Genomic DNA, 21175 nt, shown 5'->3' with positions numbered 1-21175 from the left:
CCACAGACTTATGACAAACACAAGCAGTTTTTTAAAAAAAAAAAAGGGGGTGTATAAAGTTTTGTTAGGTAGGAAAAGGTTTAAATAATTTTGAAAGAAAAGTAATCATAATTTAATTATCATTTTATTTAAAAAATAAGTAATAAAACAAAATATTTAATATTAACAAACATAATCTCAATAAAATGCTATAGAAACTAAGTAAAATGCTTATAAAAACAACATTAAAATAATTTTTTACAACAAAAATCATACATAAGAAATATATACTTAACTTGCATATTTGAAATATTTTATAGTAAATGATTATTTTTTCCTTTTCAAAAAATACCTAAGAAAATTAAACGCGACCTAAAAAAGGGATAATAAATTTAAAATAAAACTGGAATTTCTTAAAATAGTTTATAATTAAACTCCAAGATAAAGAAATTGCAGATTAAAATTTGGAGAAAGGTTGTTGATTATTTGGTAATTTTTATTAATTAGTAAAAATTTATGAAAGGAATTTGATGTTAATGAAAAAATTACTAGGAATTTTAGGAACTATAACAATAGCGGGAAATGGAATGTCAGGCATTGTTGGAAATGCCCCAATTTCAGTAAAAAGTGAAATTAATTATTTACAAACAAATAATTTAGAAAATTTAAATAGAATCAAAAGAAGTTGATATAGTCAATCACGAAATGAAAATAGAATAAATAGTCAGCGTTTTTCAACTGGTAAGCGTAACTATTGACCTTGATTTTCTAGAGATAATTGAATAAAAATTCAAAAAATATATAAGGAAAGTAATACTTATGATATATTTAAACCTAAATTTATTAATTTACTTAACAATATAACTTTTAATCAAAATGAATGTCCTAGAAATCATTATTGGAAAATTGCTAACGCTATCTGAAATGATTTTTCAACTATTAATAATATATATATGTCTTCAAAAATAAATTATGGACTTTACATGGAAATTTGGGATAGTGGGAATTTAAACAAAGGTAGTGTAAAACTACAATGTTTTGATAATTGTCCTAGCAATAAATTTGAAAACATTGAAGAATTTATTGCAAATACTAATTTAGGGACTTTAAATGATAATAATCAAAATACAATTCTAACAGTAGTAAAATTCAAAAATTCTAATTTAGATACTTCACAATTAGAAGTAATTAATAAAACAAATACATCAGCTACAATTAAAGCAAAAAATGATAGCTCTTCTTATTACGGCAATAAAAAAGTTTCTTTTTCAATCGGAGAAGATTTAAATAAATTAATTAAAATAAGTAATTTAGAAAATATTAATAAAAATAGTGATACAGCTATTTTGAATGAATTAAATTTTTTAAATCCTGATTTAGATATTTTGCAATTAGAAGTAATTAATAAAACAAATACATCAGCTACAATAAAAGCAAAAAATAATAGTAATAAATATTTTGATAAAAAGAAAATTTACTATGTAATAGATAATAAACAAAATAAAATTATTAATTTGAATGAATTAATTAAAAAAGGTATATTTTTAAGTTTTAGAGATAAGAACAAATCAACTACTTTAAAAGAAATTAAAAATATTAATACAAATGATTTAATATATTCAGATGTAACAGCAACAAAAAATATTGAACCAACATACAATAAAAATAGTAAAAGTATTTGTTTTGGAACAACCACATTATTTAATAATTTACCTGAAAAACAGAATATGAAAACACCAAGTTGTAAATATACAAAAGAAACAACCGTAAATTCTCAAATTACTACAGGTTTAAGTAAAACAAACAGTGAAGAAAAAAGAAGGGAACAAACTTCTACTTCAAGTATGGAACATAATTGAAATATTGAATTAAGTACAAGCGGAGAAATATGACCTTTTGAAGAAGTTTCTGCTACTGCCGGAGTCGGAGGCAATTATGGTTCTTCAAATACAAATATGTCATCAGAAACAAAAACTTTAAGTAATACATTTGATTTTTCAAACAGTAAAACAAATGAATTTAAAGAAATTTCAGAAGTGGAATTACCTTCACAAGAAATTGAAGTTAACCCAAATCAAAAGATTAAGGTTACTGCTTCATTAGATGAAGTTTTAGCACAAGTAACATTAAAATTAACACAAAATATTTATGGTGAAATTATTTTACAAATAACAAACACAAGTAATGAAGAAAAATCATTTAAAATTTCAATTAAAGAAATTATGCAAAAATTAAAAGAATATAATCTTTTACCACAAGAAATTACAATAAATAATGATGACACCATAACTTTTAATGGAAAAGCCAGTAGGTCATTAAAAAAAGGATTTGATGGTAATATTGAGTTTCATGAAGTAAAATAAAAATGAGAAAATATTAAGTTTTTTAGGAACGGACACTTCCGTAACCGGAGCAACAAATTAAATATTTTATAAAAAATAATTATTTAAACTTCTAGAAATTACTTTGTTAAAAATTTTTGTAATGTTTGAAACGGAGTTTTAGTGTTTAATGATGAATGACGGCGTTCAAAATTATAAAAGTAATAATATTTGTTTAAATAATGTTGAAGTTCGTTTTGGTTTAATTTTTTATCTTTGGCATAAAATAATTTAGTATAATGTTGATGGAATCGTTCAATCTTACCGTTTGATTGTGGCGAACGAATCGGTGTAGTTTCGTGAACAATTCCATTTTTTGAAAGAAAGGTTGTAAAAGACCTTTCTTTTACTTTGTACGATTTTTTATTACTTCAGTTAGTAGTAGTAAATTCGGGAGCATTATCAGTACGAAAGCGTTTAATTGTTATGCCAAGCTTGCTAAAATCTTTCATTGCTTTTTGCATGGCATTAATTGCGTTATTGGTTCCTAAACTATCATAAACATAACCAAATACTATGCGTGTCATTTCGTCAATGAAATCATAAATGTAATATTTTTTATCAACCGGAAAATTTGATGTGGTAATAATTTTAGCATCCATTTGTAAAAGACCAATCTCAGAAACTTCATAACGCTTAAAATGGCGTTTTATTTGTTTGATTTGTTGTTTTAATTCTTTTCAGCGAGGGTCAGATTTAATTCAACGATAAAAAGTTTTGATGTTTTTCGGAACTTCTGAATTTTTAATATCGTGAAAACCGATTTTTAAATTGTTAAATAAAGACCACATTCCGCCAGCTTGAAGATTTTTGTAATCAAAATATAAATCACATAATTTTTTGCGAGAATTTAAACTATATTGATAATTAAGATTTTGTGGTTTTGTAGTTTTAAACAATAACAAATCTAAATTGTCAGAATAATACGCGGTCATAATTTTTTGTGCCCAACGATAAAAGGTTTTCGTTGCATTCTTAAAATATTTTTTAATAAGTTTTGTTAAAGTAGTTTCTTCAATATAAAAATAAGTACATAAATTTAAATAGGCAGTAATGCGTTTTTTAGTTTTATAGTAATAAGGATTACGGCAATTAGCACTTAGTCAACTTTGGATTTTTGCTTTTAAATCTGCTAAATCAGTTTGGGAAATAATATATTTCATTTTTTTAAACTCCTTAAATTAAGAAAACCGTATTACAAAAAATACGATTTTCAAACATATTTATTAAAATTGCTAATTAATTAGGTATTTTTGCTAAAAATGAACTTATAAAATATTGTGGTTTATTTAATTGATATCTATCTAAATAAACAAATGACACTTTAATACTTTCAAGTTTAGGAATTTCTCAGCCATAAGTAGTCAATATATCTTCAGATGGTTTTGGTTTATAAACACCTTTTCGTTTAAAAAAATCCTTTATAGGATTATTAATACTTTGATTTTCGATTAAAAAGCTTTTTTCAGACATATCATCTGGAAAACGAACACTTTCATCATAAAAAGTTATTCTTCCAGCAGAGCCAAAACTCTCTATATTAAAAAATGTATTATTTAAACTAGAAAATTGTAATTTTTTTTCAGAAACATTACTTCTACATCCAAAAATAAACATTACACATACTAAATTTAAAGCTGATAAAAATTTTCGCATAAAGAAAAATCCTCCTTTCAAAGGAATTATATTATAAAAAATATTAGCAATATTTAAGAGAACTTTTTTAATATCATTAATAAGATTGCTAATGGCACTACAAATTCAAATAACATCTGAAATGCTGGAATAACTTCAAACACTGGAAAGGCGGTTTTGGTAAAATTAATCGTCGTTTTAGCAATATCGGCAATGGGGCGAATTAAAAGATTAATCCCTGAAAGACCAAGTAATCAATTTAACACACTAACAGAAGCGTGCTGAATCCCACAGGATATTGCACTAAATAAACCTCAATAAGAACAATTGGGTGTAGGAATTAAGTCATCCACATTACCACTTGTGCCTCTACCAATAAAAGCTGTTGAATTCAAAATGTTAAAATCGTATAAAGAATAATGATATTCAGTACTTTCATTTTTCTTTTTATAAAGTGGAAAAGTTAATGTAAAAATATTAATCCCATACATCACATCGACTTTAGCGTTATAAAAATGCAGTTTATTACTAGTGGCGTTTCATAATTGGTTATCATATGCTTTTAAAACATTAAAATCTATTTGATAAGAACTTTTACCGGTATTAAAACCATTGACAATTTGTTTATCTTTAACAAAAAAATAGGAACGAAAAATCATATTCTTACTATTTTCTACTGTTAAACCAAAGTTAATTAAATATTGTTTAGGATAAAAAGTAATCAAGGAACGATAGAAAAACCCCATTTGTAGAACATTTTTAGGAATTTGTTGTATCATCCCTTTGTAATCTAATTCTACATAAGTAGAGGCATCCATATCAAAACTGGCATAAAAGAATTGTACAAAAAACTCATCTAAAACTTTATAAATTTTATTAAATAAATCATTAATGAAATCAATAGTTAAATCTTTTTGATAATGAAGCATAAAATCTTTAAAATCTGATTTTAATTTGTCATCATAGCGTAAAAAATGGAAGGTATTACCATAATAATTAACTTGTCCAAAAAAGGTATTAATAAAATCTCCTCCAAAACTTGTTCGCGAGCCAGATTTTCAAAGCAATTTACCATTTTCTAAAAACTCATTATAGCCAACAATGCTACCATGCTCAGTTTTTATAGTAATAACATCGCCAAAACTAGAAAAGGAAAGTTCTCTAAAAATAACTTTTTCAATAAAACCGGGTGGATATGAATTTTTGCGACTTAAATTAAATTTACTATTTTGTTTAAAACCATTTAATTTAATTGAAATTTCATTCATATATTTAAAATTATCATCAAAGAAATTAAAAATTGGCACTCAATATAGATAAGAGTAATTAAATTTATCAAAATCTCGCCGTTGTATCATCAAATAGTCTAACTTATCTTGAAACTGAATATATTGATATTCGCCATCATTTTTAGTTATTGCAGTCGGTAACGGTTGCTCGTTATCTTTCTCTGGTTGTAGTGGCACTTTAGCTGAAAATGAACTTATAAAATATTGTGGTTTATTTAATTGATATCTATCTAAATAAATAAATGACACTTTAATACTTTCAAGTTTAGGAATTTCTCAGCCATAAGTAGTCAATATATCTTCAGATGGCTTTGGTTTATAAACACCTTCTCGTTTAAAAAAATCCTTTATAGGATTATTAATATTTTGATTTTCGATTAAAAAGTTTTTTTCAGACATATCATCTGGAAAACGAACACTTTTATCATAAAAAGTTATTCTTCCAGCAGAGCCAAAACTCTCTATATTAAAAAAAGTATTTTTAATGCTAACAAACTCTAATTCACAATTATTGCCACATTGATTAGGGTTTGTAGCTCGTTTTTCTCGTTTCATAAAGGATTGTTCCATATTAGGTTTTAGTGGTTGTTTTGTATCAAAGAAAACACCTAACGGTACCAAACCAATAAACATTATAATAAATCAAGAAATAATTTTATCCATCTCATCACGACTTAAAATTCTTTTTCATTGTTTTAACAGCATCAGAAAATTTATATTGACTATGTTGTGGACATTCACAATTGACAACTTGTTGTTGATGTTTTTTAAAAACTTTATTAAAGTAATAACCCCTAATAATTAATTTAATACCAGTTATTAACAGATAAATAATTAATAATCAAAAATACACTTTAAAAACTAAATTTTGAAAATCAAACAATATAAAATCTTTAAAAAACTCATCTGTGTTAGTTCTAATTCTTGTTAAAAACACTCAAATTATAACGATAAAACTATGAAGTATGATAAAAAAATGTATAAAACTTAAAACGTTTTTAAATCATTTAATACTTAATATTTTCTTTAACTTTTTCATTTTTTAACTCCTTAAAATTAAATATATTGTTGATAAAATGCAAATCGTTCCTAAAATTTGGAAAATCGGATGTTGAGAAAATAACCTAATCATTGGTTTAAACAAATCTAAAATTTTAATATTATTTGATAGAACTTTATTAAAATATTCTAAACCCTCACGCACATAGGCTCATAAACCTAAAAAGTCATTTAAAGCAAAAATAGAAAAAACAGCAACAAGAATAAATAAAATTATTAATTTAAACATTTTAAATACCTACCTTTTTATTCGCCGTCCATGTTGGTCAACTCACGGTCTATTTTTAGAACTATTACCACTAAATTTCTTAATTGGACCACTAGATGATTGTTTCTTAGTTCCTCAATTAGCAACTGATTTTCGATATTTTTTACGAAAGCCAACTTTTGGTCGTTCAATATGAATACCTAAAATGCCACCGATTACAAGATTTATCACAAGCATAATTAGTGGAAAAATAATAATGCGAATATCTGTTCCCGGAATCGTTAAAGTTCAAATTAAATCAAAAACTTTATAAAATATATCGCCAATGAAACTAGCCATTTTTTCTAAGTTTTCCATTTTTTAAACTCCTTTACTTATTTTTCTTCTTTAGATTATTTTTTAACTTAGTAAGTATCTTGCTAAATTTCTCCATTTTCAAATATTCTAATGCTTCAATATCCATTACATTATCATTTCAAAATTTATGCTGATAATTATCATTCAAAGCACGATTACTTAATTCACGCAAGAATGATAAATATTTATTATCGTAAAGGTTTAAAATTGACATCGGAATTTTCAATTTAAAGAAATAAATATCTAATTCCGGAATGCTACGATACTTGATTTTGCGACCTTTTTTATCATTTTTTGCATTAATTAGAGTTAATCGTCATTGTTCGTATTCGCTTACGGATTTAAAAGTACCATAAATAACTTGCAAATAGGGTCGAAAGATACTAACTGGTTTTTTTCTAATACCAACAATTATTGAATTCGCAATATCACGAACTTTAACTCATATATGTTCGGCTCGTTGTCCGCTCGCTAGTACGATATGGGTAAATTGCCGAGCTGAAGCAAAATATTCTTGTAAACCTTGGGTTACCCTATCATTTTCTTTATAGTCAGTTCCTTCTAAAAATAAGTTAGTTTCATCTCATAACAGCAAATGCTTTTCTTCTAATATCGGATAATTATAATCTAATAAAGACATATGCCCTAATGAAAGCATTTGTTTATCAGTAATCGGAAAAGTAGAAATCGTTTTCCAACCACTTAATAAGTAAGAAGCTAAAACCATTAAAGCGGTTTTTCCGGTCCCTAAAGCACCAATTACTAAATTTAAAGGTGAATTTAATAAGAAATTAATAAAACTACGACGAGCAAAGAAATGAGAAATTTTAGTATATAAAATATACAAAGCAATTAATAAATAAATAATATCAAATAACATTCGTCAACTTTGGGGATTATAATAATGCAAAATCACACCATAGAATCACGCAATAATAAATAAAGTGCGATTTAAAGCGACAAAATCATATAATCTTAAATTTATTTTTTTGAATAATAACACCACTTAAATCACACTTTCTTTATTTTTATTACTATCTTCCGGGCATTAATTTTTCAAACATTTTGAAAGCGATTAAAAATAAACCAATAATCACACCAAGCAAGAAAACTCAATATGTAGCAAAGAAATTAACGACATTTGGCATATTACCACCAATAATATCAGTTCAAATATTACCAAATGCTTTAATTAATGCTTTTCATAAGTTAGTAACCGCTTGTTCACCAGTAATTGCTACTGGTGTATTTCCTTCTACTAAGAAATTTATTAACATATAATCACCCCCTTTCTAAACAAAATATGATTTAACCTTATAAAATAAAATAACCATAAATAAGACAGTGAATACTAATACCATTCAAAAGGCAATATTTGCCATTAAAAGTCAAAGTGGTTCTTTGGTTAAATCAATTTCTTTGCCAGAAACTCACGCCGGAATAGTTGTAATTTGGATAAATAAATCTCAAAAATACAATTTTGTCATTTCTCAATCTAAATCTTTTCAAGCAACTAAAAACATAATAATTACCGCTTAAAAGGTCAAAAGAGTAGAAAAATAATTGCTGAGAAGAGCATTACAATTATTAAAATTGAAAACAAAAATACAACTTGAGGCGGCAAATCGGCAGTTGGATAAATTAATTCAATTAACTCAATAATTACTTTTTTAAACATTTAACAACCAACTTCCTTAATTAATAACATAGCATCAATACAAACCCACGCATCATGAAAAATATCTATCTCTACATGACCAACACAATAATCACGCGCTCATACACGATTAGGTTTAGTATTATTATCACCATTAATATATACAGATAACTGTGATACTCTATCTATCTTTTGTTCTTCTTCTGAAGAAGCAATACCATATCATACTTTCACTTTTCTCTTCCTACCTTTTAATTATCTTTCTTATTTTTAACATTTTTTTATTTTTTCTAATTTTTCTAACCCTTTTTGTACTCTTAATTCGATTAATTTTATTTATTTTTGTATTATAGTTAAATTTAGTCATATCTATGTACTTTTAAAAATATTCTAAATATTTTTTTTATTTGTTAATTTCTTCTCCATCTTTTTCTAATAAATTTTTCTTAAATTTCGCAATAAATATTCGTTGTGAATAAGTAAAATCTTTTGGCAACCGCTTTGCTTCACTACCATATTTCTTTTTATCTTTAAAAAAACGATAAATATTAACTGCAATATAATATGCTAGTAATAATGTTAAAATCGTAAAAAACACTAATCCAAAAATACTCATTTTTCTTTTCTCCTTAATTTTCTAATCTTTTAATATGCAATATCAACACAAAGTCAATTATCACCGACTAAATCAGTTCTAACAGATTCAACTGCGGATTTAGAGGCTCAAATTTTTTGTTCTAATCCAGTTTTTTTATTAATAGAATATATAAACTCTTGACAATAATCTTTGCCAGACTCATCCACATTAACTCACATTTTCATTTCTAAAACTCCTCAAAAAAATTGCAATAACTTAGTTAAATAACTCAACTAACATAGATAATTAACGGGCGGAGCATACGCTTTCCGCACCGTTTAAACACCATAAAAACTAACTAAAATATTTTTTTATTTACCCTTATTCTTAAAACATCGTAAAACATTTTTAAAATGAATTTTTAAAATAATCAAAACTTACAACCTTTTTATCATATGCTTTTTCAGCAACAAAAAAACCTAACAACTCATGACCTAAAATCAAACTAGACTCTTGACCTTTATCATTAATAAAAACTAACCGATATTCACCATCTCTAATTATTCCTATACAAATAGAATTCTCATATTTTCCTTTATAAACAAATCGTTTCGAAAACCAAATACCAGTAGATTCATACAATCACGGAATTGCTGGTGCTTTAATAAGTACTGCATTTTGTGTTTCTTTTAAAAGATATTTTTCAGTATTTAAAAAAATATTTTCAATATTTCTCATATACATACCATCCTTACAATATTTAGTTATATTAAACTAAGTTATATTTAGCTTAGTTATCTAACTAAGTTAAATATTTATTTTTTTAAACATTTATGTTTAACAAAATTTGTTAGTAAACTTCGTTTACTAATTAACTTAGTTTATTATTATCAAGGCACAAAAAAATACAAGGCATAACTAAAAATAATAAATATTAATTTAACCTTATATTTCTTGTAATAAATAAATGAGCTCATATTTATTTATTAATTAACAGCAAGTTTGTAGAAACCAAAATCTTGTCATATGTATATGGTTTCTACATCATTATCAAAAGTATGTATTGATTTAAGAGTATAATTAGTATAAAATTATATAGTTTTAGTTATGAAAAACAAGGGGGATTTGTTAATGGCATTTAAGATGAAACATTTTGGAGATTATGTTCAAAGAAGAGATTATTCCAAGGTTTCAGGGAAATTAGAATTACCCAATTTGATTGAAGTACAAACTGATAATTATCAATGATTTATGAAAGATGGCATTCAGGAGGTTTTTGATGAAATATTTCCAATAACTGACCCTGAAGGGAAGACAACATTATCATTGTTAAGTTGAGAAGTAAAAAAACCACGACGCAACTTAAAACAAGCACAAGAAGAATCAAAGATTTATGAAGTACCAATTTATGCTAAATTGCAATTAACTGTTATTAAAGATGATGAAAGAATTAATAGTCAAATTGCTAAAACGCCAGATCAAGCAATGTTATTATGAGTAAGAGAAGAATTTGGCTTTAAAAATCCAGTATTATCAAAACAAGATGATAATGTTTTTTATTTTGAAGATATTAATGCTGAAGATAAAATTGCTATTGAAATTATTATTAAAAAGCAAGATGAAGAAGAAATGTTAGTTGATTATACCCTTTGAAGAGCAGGTGAAGTTTTTTTAGGTGATTTTCCGTTAATGACCGATAAAGGAACTTTCATTATTAATGGTAGTGAAAAGGTTGTTGTTTCTCAATTAGTAAGGTCACCAGGAAGTTATTACAAAAAGAATATTGATCCGAAAACAGGAAAAATTATTTATTTTAATGATATTATCCCTTCGCGGGGGACATGATTAGAGTTTGAAAGTCATATTAAAAAGGTTAAAACTAAACAAAATAATTTATATAAACATATTTTTCAAGTAAAAATTGATAAGTCACGAAAAACTAATGCTACTGTTTTGTTTACAGCATTAGGTTTAAAAAAAGATGATTTATTAGCATTGTATAATGATGATCAGTTATTATTTGACACTTATGAAAGTGATTATATTAGTGGTTTAGAAAAAGACAGTTGAGAATTTGCAGTTCAAGAAATTTATAAAAAAATTCGATCAGGGGAAACAGCAACTGTTGATGGTGCTAGTAAGTTTCTTTTTGGATTATTATTTGATAAAAGAAAATATGATTTAACTAAAGCTGGCCGATTTAAATTGATTCAAAAGCTATCAATTGTTGAACGGTTATTAAATCGGATTTTGGCTGAAGATATTAAAGATGTTAAAGGTAATGTTGTTTTTAAAAAGGGATATTTAATTACTAAAAAAGATTTAGAAATGTTGCATACAATTTTAAATGCTGGAGCAATGTTGCAAGAAATTAATTTTCATCCGGATATTAAAAGTCATAATAAAATTCAAAGAGTTTTAGTTTATGCTAATAATGAAATGATTAATCCTGATGATAGTATTGCAATTTTAGGTGTTGATCCAAGTAATAAAATAGAACATATTACGATTCCAGATATTATTGCTTCTTTTTCATATTTATTAAATATTACTAAAGGTTTGGGAAATATTGATGATATTGATCATTTAGGTAATCGTCGTGTGCGAACAGTTGGTGAGTTATTACAAAATCAATTTCGGATTGGGATGGCAAGAATTGAAAAAAATGTTAAAGAAAAGATGTCAACTGCTGATAGTTCTGTTATTAAGCCATCAAATATTATTAATAATAAACCGTTAACAGCCGTTATTGGTGAGTTTTTTAACTTATCACAGTTATCACAGTTTATGGATCAAACTAATCCGTTATCAGAATTAACTAATAAAAGAAGAATTACTGCTTTAGGTCCGGGGGGATTATCTCGTGAACGAGCTGGTTTAGAAGTTCGTGATGTGCATTACTCGCATTATGGCAGAATTTGTCCGATTGAAACTCCTGAAGGACCAAATATTGGTTTAATTAATAATTTATCAACTTATGCTCATATTAATAAATATGGTTTTATTGAAACGCCATATCGGAAAGTAAATAATGGTATTGTATCTGAAATTAATCATTATTTAACGGCAGATCAAGAAAAAAATTATGTTATTAGTCAAGCAAATATTGCAATTGATGATCAAGGAAAGATTATTGAAAAGCAAGTTGCTGCTCGTTTTAGTGGTGAAAATATTATTGCTACTAGCAATGAAGTTGATTATATTGATGTTTCACCACGACAAATTGTTTCCATTGCGACATCTTGTATTCCTTTTTTAGAAAATGATGATGCTAACCGTGCTTTGATGGGTGCTAATATGCAACGCCAAGCAATCCCTTTAATTAAAGCACAATCACCGTTAGTAGGTACGGGTGTGGAGCATGCTGCTGCTAGAGATTCAGGATTAGCAATTATTTCTTTAGATGATGGAATTGTTGATTATGTTGATAGTAAAAAAATTACTGTTAAACATAAAGACCGAGTTAAAGTGTATGAATTAAATAGTTTTGATCGTAGTAATAGTGGTACGGCTTTAATTCATTCACCATTGATAAAACCAGGTGATACTGTTAGCAAAGGTCAAATTTTAGCTGATGGTGCTTCAATGGAAAAAGGTGAATTAGCGTTAGGTCAAAATGTTATGGTGGCATTTACAACTTGAAATGGTTATAACTATGAAGATGCGATTATTATTAGTGAACGCTTAGTATATGATGATGTTTTTACATCAATTCATATTGAAGAATATACTATTGAACGTCGCCAAACAAAACAAGGTGAAGAAGAAATAACTCGTGAAATTCCCAATATTCCAGATAGTATGCGTCGTTATTTAGATGTTGATGGGATTGTAATGGTTGGTGCGGAAGTTAAAGAAGGCGACATTCTTGTTGGGAAAGTAACTCCTAAAGGACAAACCCAATTGTCAGCAGAAGATAAATTATTGCAAGCTATTTTTGGTGAAAAATCTCGTAATGTTAAAGATAATTCTTTAATTGTTCCGAATGGCGGTGCGGGAATTATTCAAGCTGTGAAAAGATTTTCTCGTAAAGATGGACATGATTTACCAGTTTCGGTATTAGAAATTGTTAAAATCTATGTTGTTCAAAAACGAAAAATTCAAGAAGGTGATAAAATGGCGGGAAGACACGGTAATAAGGGTGTTATTTCTAAAGTTTTACCGATTGAAGATATGCCTCATCTTGTTGATGGTACGCCAGTAGATATTATGTTAAACCCTTTAGGAGTTCCTTCGCGAATGAATATTGGTCAAGTACTAGAATTACATTTGGGAATGGCTGCTAAAAAGTTAGGGTTAAAAGTAGCTACCCCAGTTTTTGAAGGCGTAAGTAATGAAGAATTAATTGCCATTATGACAGAAGCCAAGATGGATAATTTTGGAAAAGAAACTTTAATTGATGGTCAAACAGGTGAAACATTTGGTAATAAAATATCTGTTGGTGTAATGTATATGTTAAAACTATCACATATGGTGGAAGATAAAATTCATGCTCGTAATGTTGGGCCATATTCTTTAATCACTCAACAACCATTAGGTGGAAAAGCACAAAATGGTGGCCAAAGATTTGGGGAAATGGAAGTATGAGCTTTGGAAGCTTATGGGGCTGCTCATACTTTAAGAGAAATATTAACAATTAAATCTGATGATATTATTGGAAGAACGAAGTTATATACTAAAATTGCTAAAGGTGAAAAATTGCCATTGTCAGGAATTCCTGAGTCATTTAATGTTTTAATTAAAGAATTACAAGGTTTATCAATCAATGTTGTTTTAAAAACTAAAGATGGTAAAGAACATAAGATGTTAAATTATGAAGAAGATGAAGAAAGTAAATTCTAGAGAGGAAGAAATGATAAATGTTTAATGATCACAAAAACTTTAAAGAAATTAAAATTAGTTTAGCTTCTCCAGAAGATATTCGTTCTTGGTCGTATGGTGAAGTAACAAAACCAGAAACTATTAATTATAAATCATTAAAACCAGAAAAAGATGGTCTTTTTGATCAACGAATTTTTGGGCCGATTAAAAACTATGAATGTGAATGTGGAAAATATAAAAAAGAAAATAATCGTGGTAAAATCTGTGAACGCTGTGGGGTGCAATTAACAGAATCAATTGTTAGAAGAAAAAGAATGGGACATATTGAATTAGAAGATCCTGTATCACACATTTGAATGTTAAAGGCATCACCTTCCCAGATTGCTTTGGCATTAAATATGCGTACTAAGGATTTAGAGGAAGTGATTTATTTTGTTTCTTATATTGTTTTAGATGCTGGTGATGCTAAAAATTTAAGGAATAAAATGGTTTTAGATTTAGGTAATGCTAAAACTTCACAAGAAACTCGTGAACGATTAATTAAAACTTTAGAAAATATTAAAAAAGATTTAACTGTGGAATCAATTGCTTTTGAAAGAGCACAAGGAATGATTGAAGATTTAAAAACTACTAATATTCCTTTTTCAATGGATGAATGTGCTCAATTTATTAATAAATATACTAATGCTAAATTTGGTATTGGCGCTGAGGCAATTGAACATTTACTTAAAAATTTAGATTTAAAAGAAGAAATTAAGAAAATTAAAAGAAAAATTCAAGGTAAAAAATCGCAAACGGATAAATTAAAATTAATGCGTTCTTTGAAAACTTTAAATGATTTTTTGCGTTCAGGAAATAAGCCTGAGTGAATGATTTTACATGCTATTCCGGTGTTACCACCAGATATTAGACCAATTATTCAATTAGATGGGGGCAGATTTACAGCATCAGAATTGAATGATTTATATCGTAAGATTATTATTAGAAATGAACGATTAAAACGCGTTAAACAAATGGGAGCTCCTTCAATTATTATTAATAATGAAAAAAGGATGTTACAAGAAGCCGTTGATGCCTTAATTGATAATGATCGTAAAGCGCGTCCTGTAACCGGAAGAGATAAGCGACCGTTAAAATCATTAACAGCAATTTTAAAAGGAAAACAAGGGCGTTTTCGTCAAAACTTGTTAGGAAAACGAGTTGATTATTCTGGAAGAAGTGTTATTGCTGTTGGTCCAGAATTAAAAATGTATCAGTGTGGTTTACCACGCGATATGGCAATTGTTCTTTTTAAACCATTTATTATTGCTGAATTATTAAGAGATGCTAAAGAAAGTAATAGTAATTTAACTTATAAGATGGCAGAAAAGATGATTGATCAACGCGATGAACGCGTATGAGATTTTTTAGAAGTAGTTATTAAAGAGCGTCCAGTATTATTAAATCGGGCACCAACACTGCATCGTTTAGGAATTCAAGCTTTTGAACCGAAGTTAGTAAAAGGGAAAGCAATTCGTTTGCATCCATTAGTAACACCAGCATTTAATGCTGATTTTGATGGTGACCAAATGGCAGTTCATGTGCCGATAACAGCAGAAGCTGTTGCTGAAGCGCGATATTTAATGTTAGGTTCAAAAAATATTTTAGGACCGAAAGATGGAAAACCAATTGTAACGCCAACTCAGGATATGGTTTTAGGAAATTACTATTTAACTTTTGAAAGTAAAGGTAAAATTGGTGAAGGAAATATTTATCGGAATTTTGATGATGCTGTTTTAGCTTATGATAATAAACAACTACATTTACATGCGATAATTGCTATTCCGGTTAATGCTATGGATGATAAGATTAAGGTTAATGATAGTAAAAATAAGGTATTAATAACAACGGTTGGAAAATTAATTTTTAATAAAATTTTTCCTGTTGATTTTCCTTATTTTAATGAACCAACAGCAGAAAATCTTGATTATTTAGATGATCGTCATATTATTTTAATTACTGAAGATATCCGAAAATTTATTGCATCACGAGAAGCAATTTCTCCATTTAAGAAAAGTAGTTTATCAAATATTATTACTAAGTTTTTTAAGAAATATGGAACGCAAAAAACTGCTGAAATGTTGGATAATATGAAAAATTTAGGATTTAAATTTTCAACAATTTCTGGTATTACGATTTCGGCACAAGATATGAAAGCATATGAAGGTAAAAAAGAATACTTTATTGAAGCTGATAAATATATTGCTGAAGTTCAAGAATTTTATCGTTTAGGAATGATAACTGAACGCGAAAAACATAAATTAATTGTTGAAAAATGATCGGATGTTAAAGATTTAATTCAAAAGAAATTAGAAATAGTGTTAAAGCAAGATATTAATAATCCGATTACGATTATGACTGATTCGGGTGCGCGGAGTAATCTTTCTAACTTTACACAGTTAGTAGGGATGCGAGGATTAATGAATAATCCTAAGGGAGAAGTTATTGAATTGCCGATTCGTTCTTCTTTTATACAAGGAATAACGGTTCTTGAGTTCTATATAACTACGCATGGGGCGAGAAAAGGAATGGCTGATATGGCTTTAAAAACAGCTGATTCTGGTTATTTAACAAGAAGATTAGTAGATGTTGCTCAAGAAATTATTATTGTGATAGAAGATTGTCAAACAGAAAAAGGATTCTTAATTAAAGATATTGTTGATACTAAAAATTATATTATTATTGTGCCCTTACAAGATCGTGCTTTTGGACGATTTACAAAGTCAGCGATAATTAATAAAAATGGTAAGGAAATTGTTCCTGCTAATACTTTAATTACTGAAGATATTAATAATAAAATTGCCAAAAATAATATTATGGAATTTGAAATTCGTTCCGTTTTAACTTGTGATGCTTCTAAAGGAGTATGTAAAAAATGTTATGGACTTAATTTAGCAACGGGTGCAATTGTTGATATTGGTGAAACTGTTGGGATTGTCGCAGCCCAATCAATTGGTGAACCAGGGACACAATTAACAATGCGTACTTTCCATACAGGTGGTGTTGCTGGTGGTTTAGATATTACTCAGGGGTTACCAAGAATTAAAGAATTATTAGATAATACAATTCCTAAGGGAGCAGTTGCCATTATTTCTGAAATTGATGGTACCGTTCAAGAAATAAATGAAGAAAATGGTATTAATATTATTACTGTTGTATCTGAACATAATGAAAGAAAATATAAAACTCCTTATAACTCCAATATTCGTGTTAAAGTTGGTTCGCTAGTTAAAGCTGGTCAAAAATTAACTGAAGGAGCAATTAATGTTAAACATTTATTAGAAATTGCTGGGATTAAAGAAGTTCAAGAATATATTTTAAAAGAAGTTCAAAAAGTGTATCGTTTGCAAGGAATTCAAATTTCTGATAAATATATTGAAATTATTATTAAACAAATGTTAAATAAAATTCAAATTATTGATGGTGGCGATAGTGACTTATTAGTTGGGGAAACAGTTACGATTAAAGAATTTAAAGATATTGTTGGTAAGTTATTATCAGAAGATCGTCGTCCGCCTTATGGATTTCCAATTATGTTTGGTATTAAAAAAGCACCATTGGAATCTAATTCTTTCTTATCGGCAGCATCATTTCAAGATACTACACGCGTATTAACAAAAGCAATTATTAAAGGTAAAATTGATACTTTAGAAGGATTAAAAGAAAATGTTATTTTAGGTAATTTAATTCCTGCGGGAACAGGATTATTAGATTCCGAAGATATCATTGCTAGAGGAAAAATTGCTTATGAAGAGGAATATTAAAATTTAAATTATTAGATATTTTTTAAATATTAAAAGAAACGCCATTATTGTAAAGATAATGGCGTTTTTGTTTTATTCAATTTTAGTAACTAATTGTTCGTAAGTTAAGGATTGTGGTTTTATTGGTAATTCTTTATTTTTAGGTAAATATCCAGCAGCGAGAACAACGGCAACATTGTATTCGTTGGGAGCGATATATTTATTTGTTTCTAAATAATTAATGATGTCAGCACCATCAAACCCTTCCATTGGACTAGTACCAATGCCTTTAGCAAAAGCACAAAGAATAATGTTTTCTAATAAAATATATGCTTGTCGTTTAGCTCATTCTTCTGGGTCATTAATATATTTTTTTAAATAATTTATTAAGTTATTTTGTAATTGTTCAAATTTTTCATCAGAATTCTGATAACGCGTTTGATATCTTAAACGAAGAAAGGCACTATTTTTTGTAAAGGCATTTTTTTTATTAGTTAAAATTAAAAATAGATGTGAAGCGTTAAGGACTTGTTTTTGTTTTCATATTAAAGGATGTAATTCTTGTTTTACTTTGTTATTACTAACAACAATAAGATGTCATGGTTCTGATCCAAATGCTGATGGTGAATGACGGGCTACTTCTAAGATTTCATTAATATCTTGTTCATTAATTTTTTGGGAATCATATTCTCGTCAAGAATGACGTGCTAAGAGAATTTCTTTTAGGATATCAAATTTATTCATAAGTTTACCTACTTTCTTGTAGTTATAATTATAAAACATTTTTTTAGGAAGAGATAAATAAAATTAAAAATTTAACTAATAATAAAATTAATGAAGGGGTTGTTACTTTTAAAATAAATTAATATTTGTTCAAAATAATTAATTTCTTTCTTTCATACTATATAATTAAATAAAAGGATATTGGAAGGAGGGAATTATAAATATGAAAGATAAAATTGCTATTGGATGTGATCACGCTGGATATGTATTAAAAACTGCTCTTATTGAATATTTAAAAAATAATGAATATGAGGTTATTGATTTAGGAACTAATAGTGAAAAAGAACAAGTGGATTATCCTGATTATGCCAAATTGGTTGGTAAAGAAGTAGGAAATGGTAATGCTAAGTATGGAATTTTAATTTGTGGTACAGGTATTGGAATAAGTATTAGTGCTAATCGCATGCCGAAAATTAGAGCGGCATTATGTTATGAAACAAAGTTAGCGGCCTTAGCTCGCGAACATAATGATGCTAATATTTTAGTTTTAGGAGGAAGAATTATTGCGCCTCAAAAAGCGATTTGAATTTTAGAAGAATTTTTAAATACTAAATTTTCAAACCGTCATCAACAACGAGTTGAAAAAATTGAATTAGGAGATATTAAAGATGTTTAAAGATGATACGCAAATAAATGATGTTAGTTTAGAAGAAAAGGATATTGATTCATTAATAACTGATATTGATTCAGAAATACAAAATATTAATCGTAAAACAAATGATATTGATCCCGAACTAAAAGCAGTTGTTAAAGAAGAACTTATTAGACAACAACGCCATGTGGAATTAATTGCTTCGGAAAATTATGTTTCGCTTCCTGTATTAAGATTAGCAGGTTCAATATTAACTAATAAATATGCTGAAGGATATCCGGGAAGAAGATATTATGGTGGTTGTGAATTTGTTGATAAAAGTGAAAATTTAGCGATTGAAAGATTAAAGGCTTTATTTAATGCTGAGCATGCTAATGTACAACCGCATTCTGGTAGTCAAGCTAATGCTGCTGCATATCAAGCGATTTTAAAGCCGAATGATATTGTTTTGGCAATGAGTTTAGATGCAGGGGGTCATTTAACCCATGGACATAAATTGAATTTCTCAGGAATTGTTTATCAATTTCATGGTTATGGTGTTGATGAAAAGACTCAACAATTAGATTATGAAGCAATTAGACAACAAGCATTAGAACTTAAACCAAAATTAATTGTTGCGGGAGCTAGTGCATATTCAAGAACGATTGATTTTACTAAGTTTCGTGAAATTGCTGATGAAGTTGGAGCATTATTAATGGTTGATATGGCTCATATTGCTGGTTTAATTGCTGCTGGATTACATCCAAATCCTGTAGTAGTAGCAGATATTGTAACAACAACAACACATAAAACATTACGCGGTCCAAGAAGCGGTGCAATTTTATGTAAAAAAGAATTAGCAAAAGCGATTGATCGGGCAGTATTCCCAGGTCAACAAGGAGGCCCTTTAGAACATATTATTGCTGCTAAAGCACAAGCATTTTATGAAGCGGCAACACCAGAATTTAAAGCATATCAACAGCAAATTATGGCTAATTGTAAAGTTTTAGAAAATATTTTTAGAAAACATGATGTTAAATTGATTAGTGGTGGTACTGATAATCATTTAATGATTATTGATGTTAAAACATCATTTAATCGTACGGGGCAGGAATGTGAAAATATTTTGCATCAAATTGATGTTATTTGTAATAAAAATATGATTCCATTTGATAAAGAAAAACCAATGACTACTAGTGGCATTCGGATTGGAACAGCAGCGATGACCACTAGAGGCTGAAAAGAAAAGGAATTTGAACAATTAGCAAATATAATTATTAGTGTTCTTAAAGAAAATGGTAATACTGAAGAGAATGTTGCTAAGCATAAACACCAAATTGGTATTTTATTAAAAGATTTTCCAATATATGAAAATTACCAATTATAAGTTTAATTTATAATATTTAGTAATTTAAGAGGTGGTATGTATTTTTAGGGAATTTTTACTATTGTATTCAACAACTCTGTTAAGTGTTTCTAGTGTTGCTAGCATTACGATGTTAAACCAATCTTTGCAAGCAATTAATACTGATTTTAGTTGACGAGTTACTAATCGGAGTAAAAGTAATAATGGCTATTTACAAATTGAAGAAAGTTTTGTATTGCAAAATTGGCATAATTATGCACAATCACTACTTGAATTTAGTAATGATTACCCGCTAATTTCGTTTGGTAAAAGTTCATATATTAAGTTATGAACTTTTAATAATCAAAAAACTGTTCCGGCAATAGATTTACAGTGGCCAACTTCATTATGAGTTAAAACAACAAAAAATGAACCTAATAAAGTACATAATGAATATATTGGTTCTTATGATGACATTAGTAAATCAAAACAGTCCGTTGATTTATCATTTTGAGCGTGAGAAGAAGATTATATTTTAGGAATAAGTGTTAAAATTACTTGTGCTTCTTTTCATAATACGAGTTTTTTAGGATATTCAATATTTTTAAATGGATTAAGATTTTCGGTTTAATTTTAAAAAACCTAAAGTAAATTACTTTAGGTTTTTTAATTTGAAGATTTTTTTGTTATTGGAAAAAAATGATTGAGTGCTAAAATAAGTTTATATAATT

Annotated in this window: 19 protein-coding genes and 1 pseudogene; 6 read left to right on the top strand and 14 right to left on the bottom strand. The window is 27.5% G+C overall.

Annotated elements, in window-relative coordinates:
* Positions 1-515 precede the first annotated feature (515 nt).
* Positions 516-2342, top strand: coding sequence for an ETX/MTX2 family pore-forming toxin (locus AAHM88_RS04275; protein ID WP_342262316.1), 1827 nt, complete (start codon positions 516-518; stop codon positions 2340-2342).
* Between the two features lie 98 nt (positions 2343-2440).
* On the opposite strand, the gene AAHM88_RS04270 is transcribed toward AAHM88_RS04275, so the two are convergent.
* The 13 genes from AAHM88_RS04270 to AAHM88_RS04210 form a co-directional block, all read right to left on the bottom strand.
* A complete protein-coding gene (locus AAHM88_RS04270) occupies positions 2441-3523 on the bottom strand; it encodes a DDE-type integrase/transposase/recombinase (RefSeq protein ID WP_342262315.1) in 1083 nt (360 codons plus the stop codon).
* A 76-nt stretch (positions 3524-3599) separates the two neighbouring features.
* Positions 3600-4016 (bottom strand): hypothetical protein, encoded by a 417-nt coding sequence (locus AAHM88_RS04265; RefSeq protein ID WP_342262314.1) that lies wholly within the window; start codon positions 4014-4016, stop codon positions 3600-3602.
* 53 nt (positions 4017-4069) lie between these two features.
* The gene (locus AAHM88_RS04260) at positions 4070-5989 is read right to left on the bottom strand and encodes a hypothetical protein (protein WP_342262313.1); all 1920 of its coding nucleotides are present in this window, start codon (positions 5987-5989) and stop codon (positions 4070-4072) included.
* The gene (locus AAHM88_RS04255) at positions 5940-6323 is read right to left on the bottom strand and encodes a hypothetical protein (RefSeq protein ID WP_342262312.1); all 384 of its coding nucleotides are present in this window, start codon (positions 6321-6323) and stop codon (positions 5940-5942) included. The genes AAHM88_RS04260 and AAHM88_RS04255 overlap by 50 nt, the downstream gene beginning before the upstream one ends.
* Before the next feature lie 3 nt (positions 6324-6326).
* Positions 6327-6572 (bottom strand): hypothetical protein, encoded by a 246-nt coding sequence (locus AAHM88_RS04250; RefSeq protein WP_338967003.1) that lies wholly within the window; start codon positions 6570-6572, stop codon positions 6327-6329.
* A 9-nt stretch (positions 6573-6581) separates the two neighbouring features.
* Positions 6582-6908, bottom strand: coding sequence for a hypothetical protein (locus AAHM88_RS04245; protein ID WP_342262311.1), 327 nt, complete (start codon positions 6906-6908; stop codon positions 6582-6584).
* Positions 6909-6921: 13 nt separating this feature from the next.
* Positions 6922-7914: a hypothetical protein gene (locus AAHM88_RS04240; protein WP_342262310.1), complete on the bottom strand. Its 993-nt coding sequence runs from the start codon at positions 7912-7914 to the stop codon at positions 6922-6924.
* 28 nt (positions 7915-7942) lie between these two features.
* Complete coding sequence (locus AAHM88_RS04235; RefSeq protein WP_342262309.1) at positions 7943-8185, bottom strand: hypothetical protein; 243 nt, start codon at positions 8183-8185, stop codon at positions 7943-7945.
* A 15-nt stretch (positions 8186-8200) separates the two neighbouring features.
* The gene (locus AAHM88_RS04230) at positions 8201-8431 is read right to left on the bottom strand and encodes a hypothetical protein (protein WP_342262308.1); all 231 of its coding nucleotides are present in this window, start codon (positions 8429-8431) and stop codon (positions 8201-8203) included.
* Positions 8432-8586: 155 nt separating this feature from the next.
* Complete coding sequence (locus tag AAHM88_RS04225; protein WP_342262307.1) at positions 8587-8799, bottom strand: hypothetical protein; 213 nt, start codon at positions 8797-8799, stop codon at positions 8587-8589.
* 169 nt (positions 8800-8968) lie between these two features.
* Complete coding sequence (locus AAHM88_RS04220; RefSeq protein WP_342262306.1) at positions 8969-9181, bottom strand: hypothetical protein; 213 nt, start codon at positions 9179-9181, stop codon at positions 8969-8971.
* Between the two features lie 29 nt (positions 9182-9210).
* Positions 9211-9387, bottom strand: coding sequence for a hypothetical protein (locus AAHM88_RS04215; protein ID WP_339023814.1), 177 nt, complete (start codon positions 9385-9387; stop codon positions 9211-9213).
* A 163-nt stretch (positions 9388-9550) separates the two neighbouring features.
* The gene (locus AAHM88_RS04210) at positions 9551-9880 is read right to left on the bottom strand and encodes a hypothetical protein (protein WP_342262305.1); all 330 of its coding nucleotides are present in this window, start codon (positions 9878-9880) and stop codon (positions 9551-9553) included.
* A 393-nt stretch (positions 9881-10273) separates the two neighbouring features.
* On the opposite strand from AAHM88_RS04210, the pseudogene AAHM88_RS04205 reads away from it, so the two are divergent.
* Both AAHM88_RS04205 and rpoC read left to right on the top strand, forming a co-directional pair.
* Positions 10274-13969, top strand: a pseudogene (locus tag AAHM88_RS04205) (DNA-directed RNA polymerase subunit beta); the annotation flags it as partial.
* A 32-nt stretch (positions 13970-14001) separates the two neighbouring features.
* A complete protein-coding gene (gene rpoC / locus AAHM88_RS04200; RefSeq protein ID WP_342262303.1) occupies positions 14002-17766 on the top strand; it encodes a DNA-directed RNA polymerase subunit beta' in 3765 nt (1254 codons plus the stop codon).
* A 72-nt stretch (positions 17767-17838) separates the two neighbouring features.
* On the opposite strand, the gene AAHM88_RS04195 is transcribed toward rpoC, so the two are convergent.
* Positions 17839-18489 (bottom strand): nitroreductase family protein, encoded by a 651-nt coding sequence (locus AAHM88_RS04195; protein ID WP_342262302.1) that lies wholly within the window; start codon positions 18487-18489, stop codon positions 17839-17841.
* Between the two features lie 202 nt (positions 18490-18691).
* Here AAHM88_RS04195 and rpiB point away from each other — a divergent pair, with 202 nt between their 5' ends.
* From rpiB to AAHM88_RS04180, 3 genes are all read left to right on the top strand, one after another.
* The gene (gene rpiB, locus AAHM88_RS04190) at positions 18692-19144 is read left to right on the top strand and encodes a ribose 5-phosphate isomerase B (RefSeq protein WP_342262301.1); all 453 of its coding nucleotides are present in this window, start codon (positions 18692-18694) and stop codon (positions 19142-19144) included.
* Positions 19137-20486, top strand: coding sequence for a serine hydroxymethyltransferase (gene glyA / locus AAHM88_RS04185; RefSeq protein ID WP_342262300.1), 1350 nt, complete (start codon positions 19137-19139; stop codon positions 20484-20486). Before rpiB ends, glyA begins: the two co-directional genes overlap by 8 nt.
* A gap of 61 nt (positions 20487-20547) precedes the next feature.
* Complete coding sequence (locus AAHM88_RS04180) at positions 20548-21075, top strand: hypothetical protein (RefSeq protein WP_342262299.1); 528 nt, start codon at positions 20548-20550, stop codon at positions 21073-21075.
* Positions 21076-21175 lie beyond the last annotated feature (100 nt).

The sequence above is a fragment of the Spiroplasma endosymbiont of Dromius quadrimaculatus genome, from assembly GCF_964031155.1.
Taxonomy (GTDB): Bacteria; Bacillota_I; Bacilli_A; order Mycoplasmatales; family Nriv7; genus Nriv7.
Note: the sequence above shows the minus strand (reverse complement) of the source record. Positions and strands in the feature narration are given on the sequence as shown.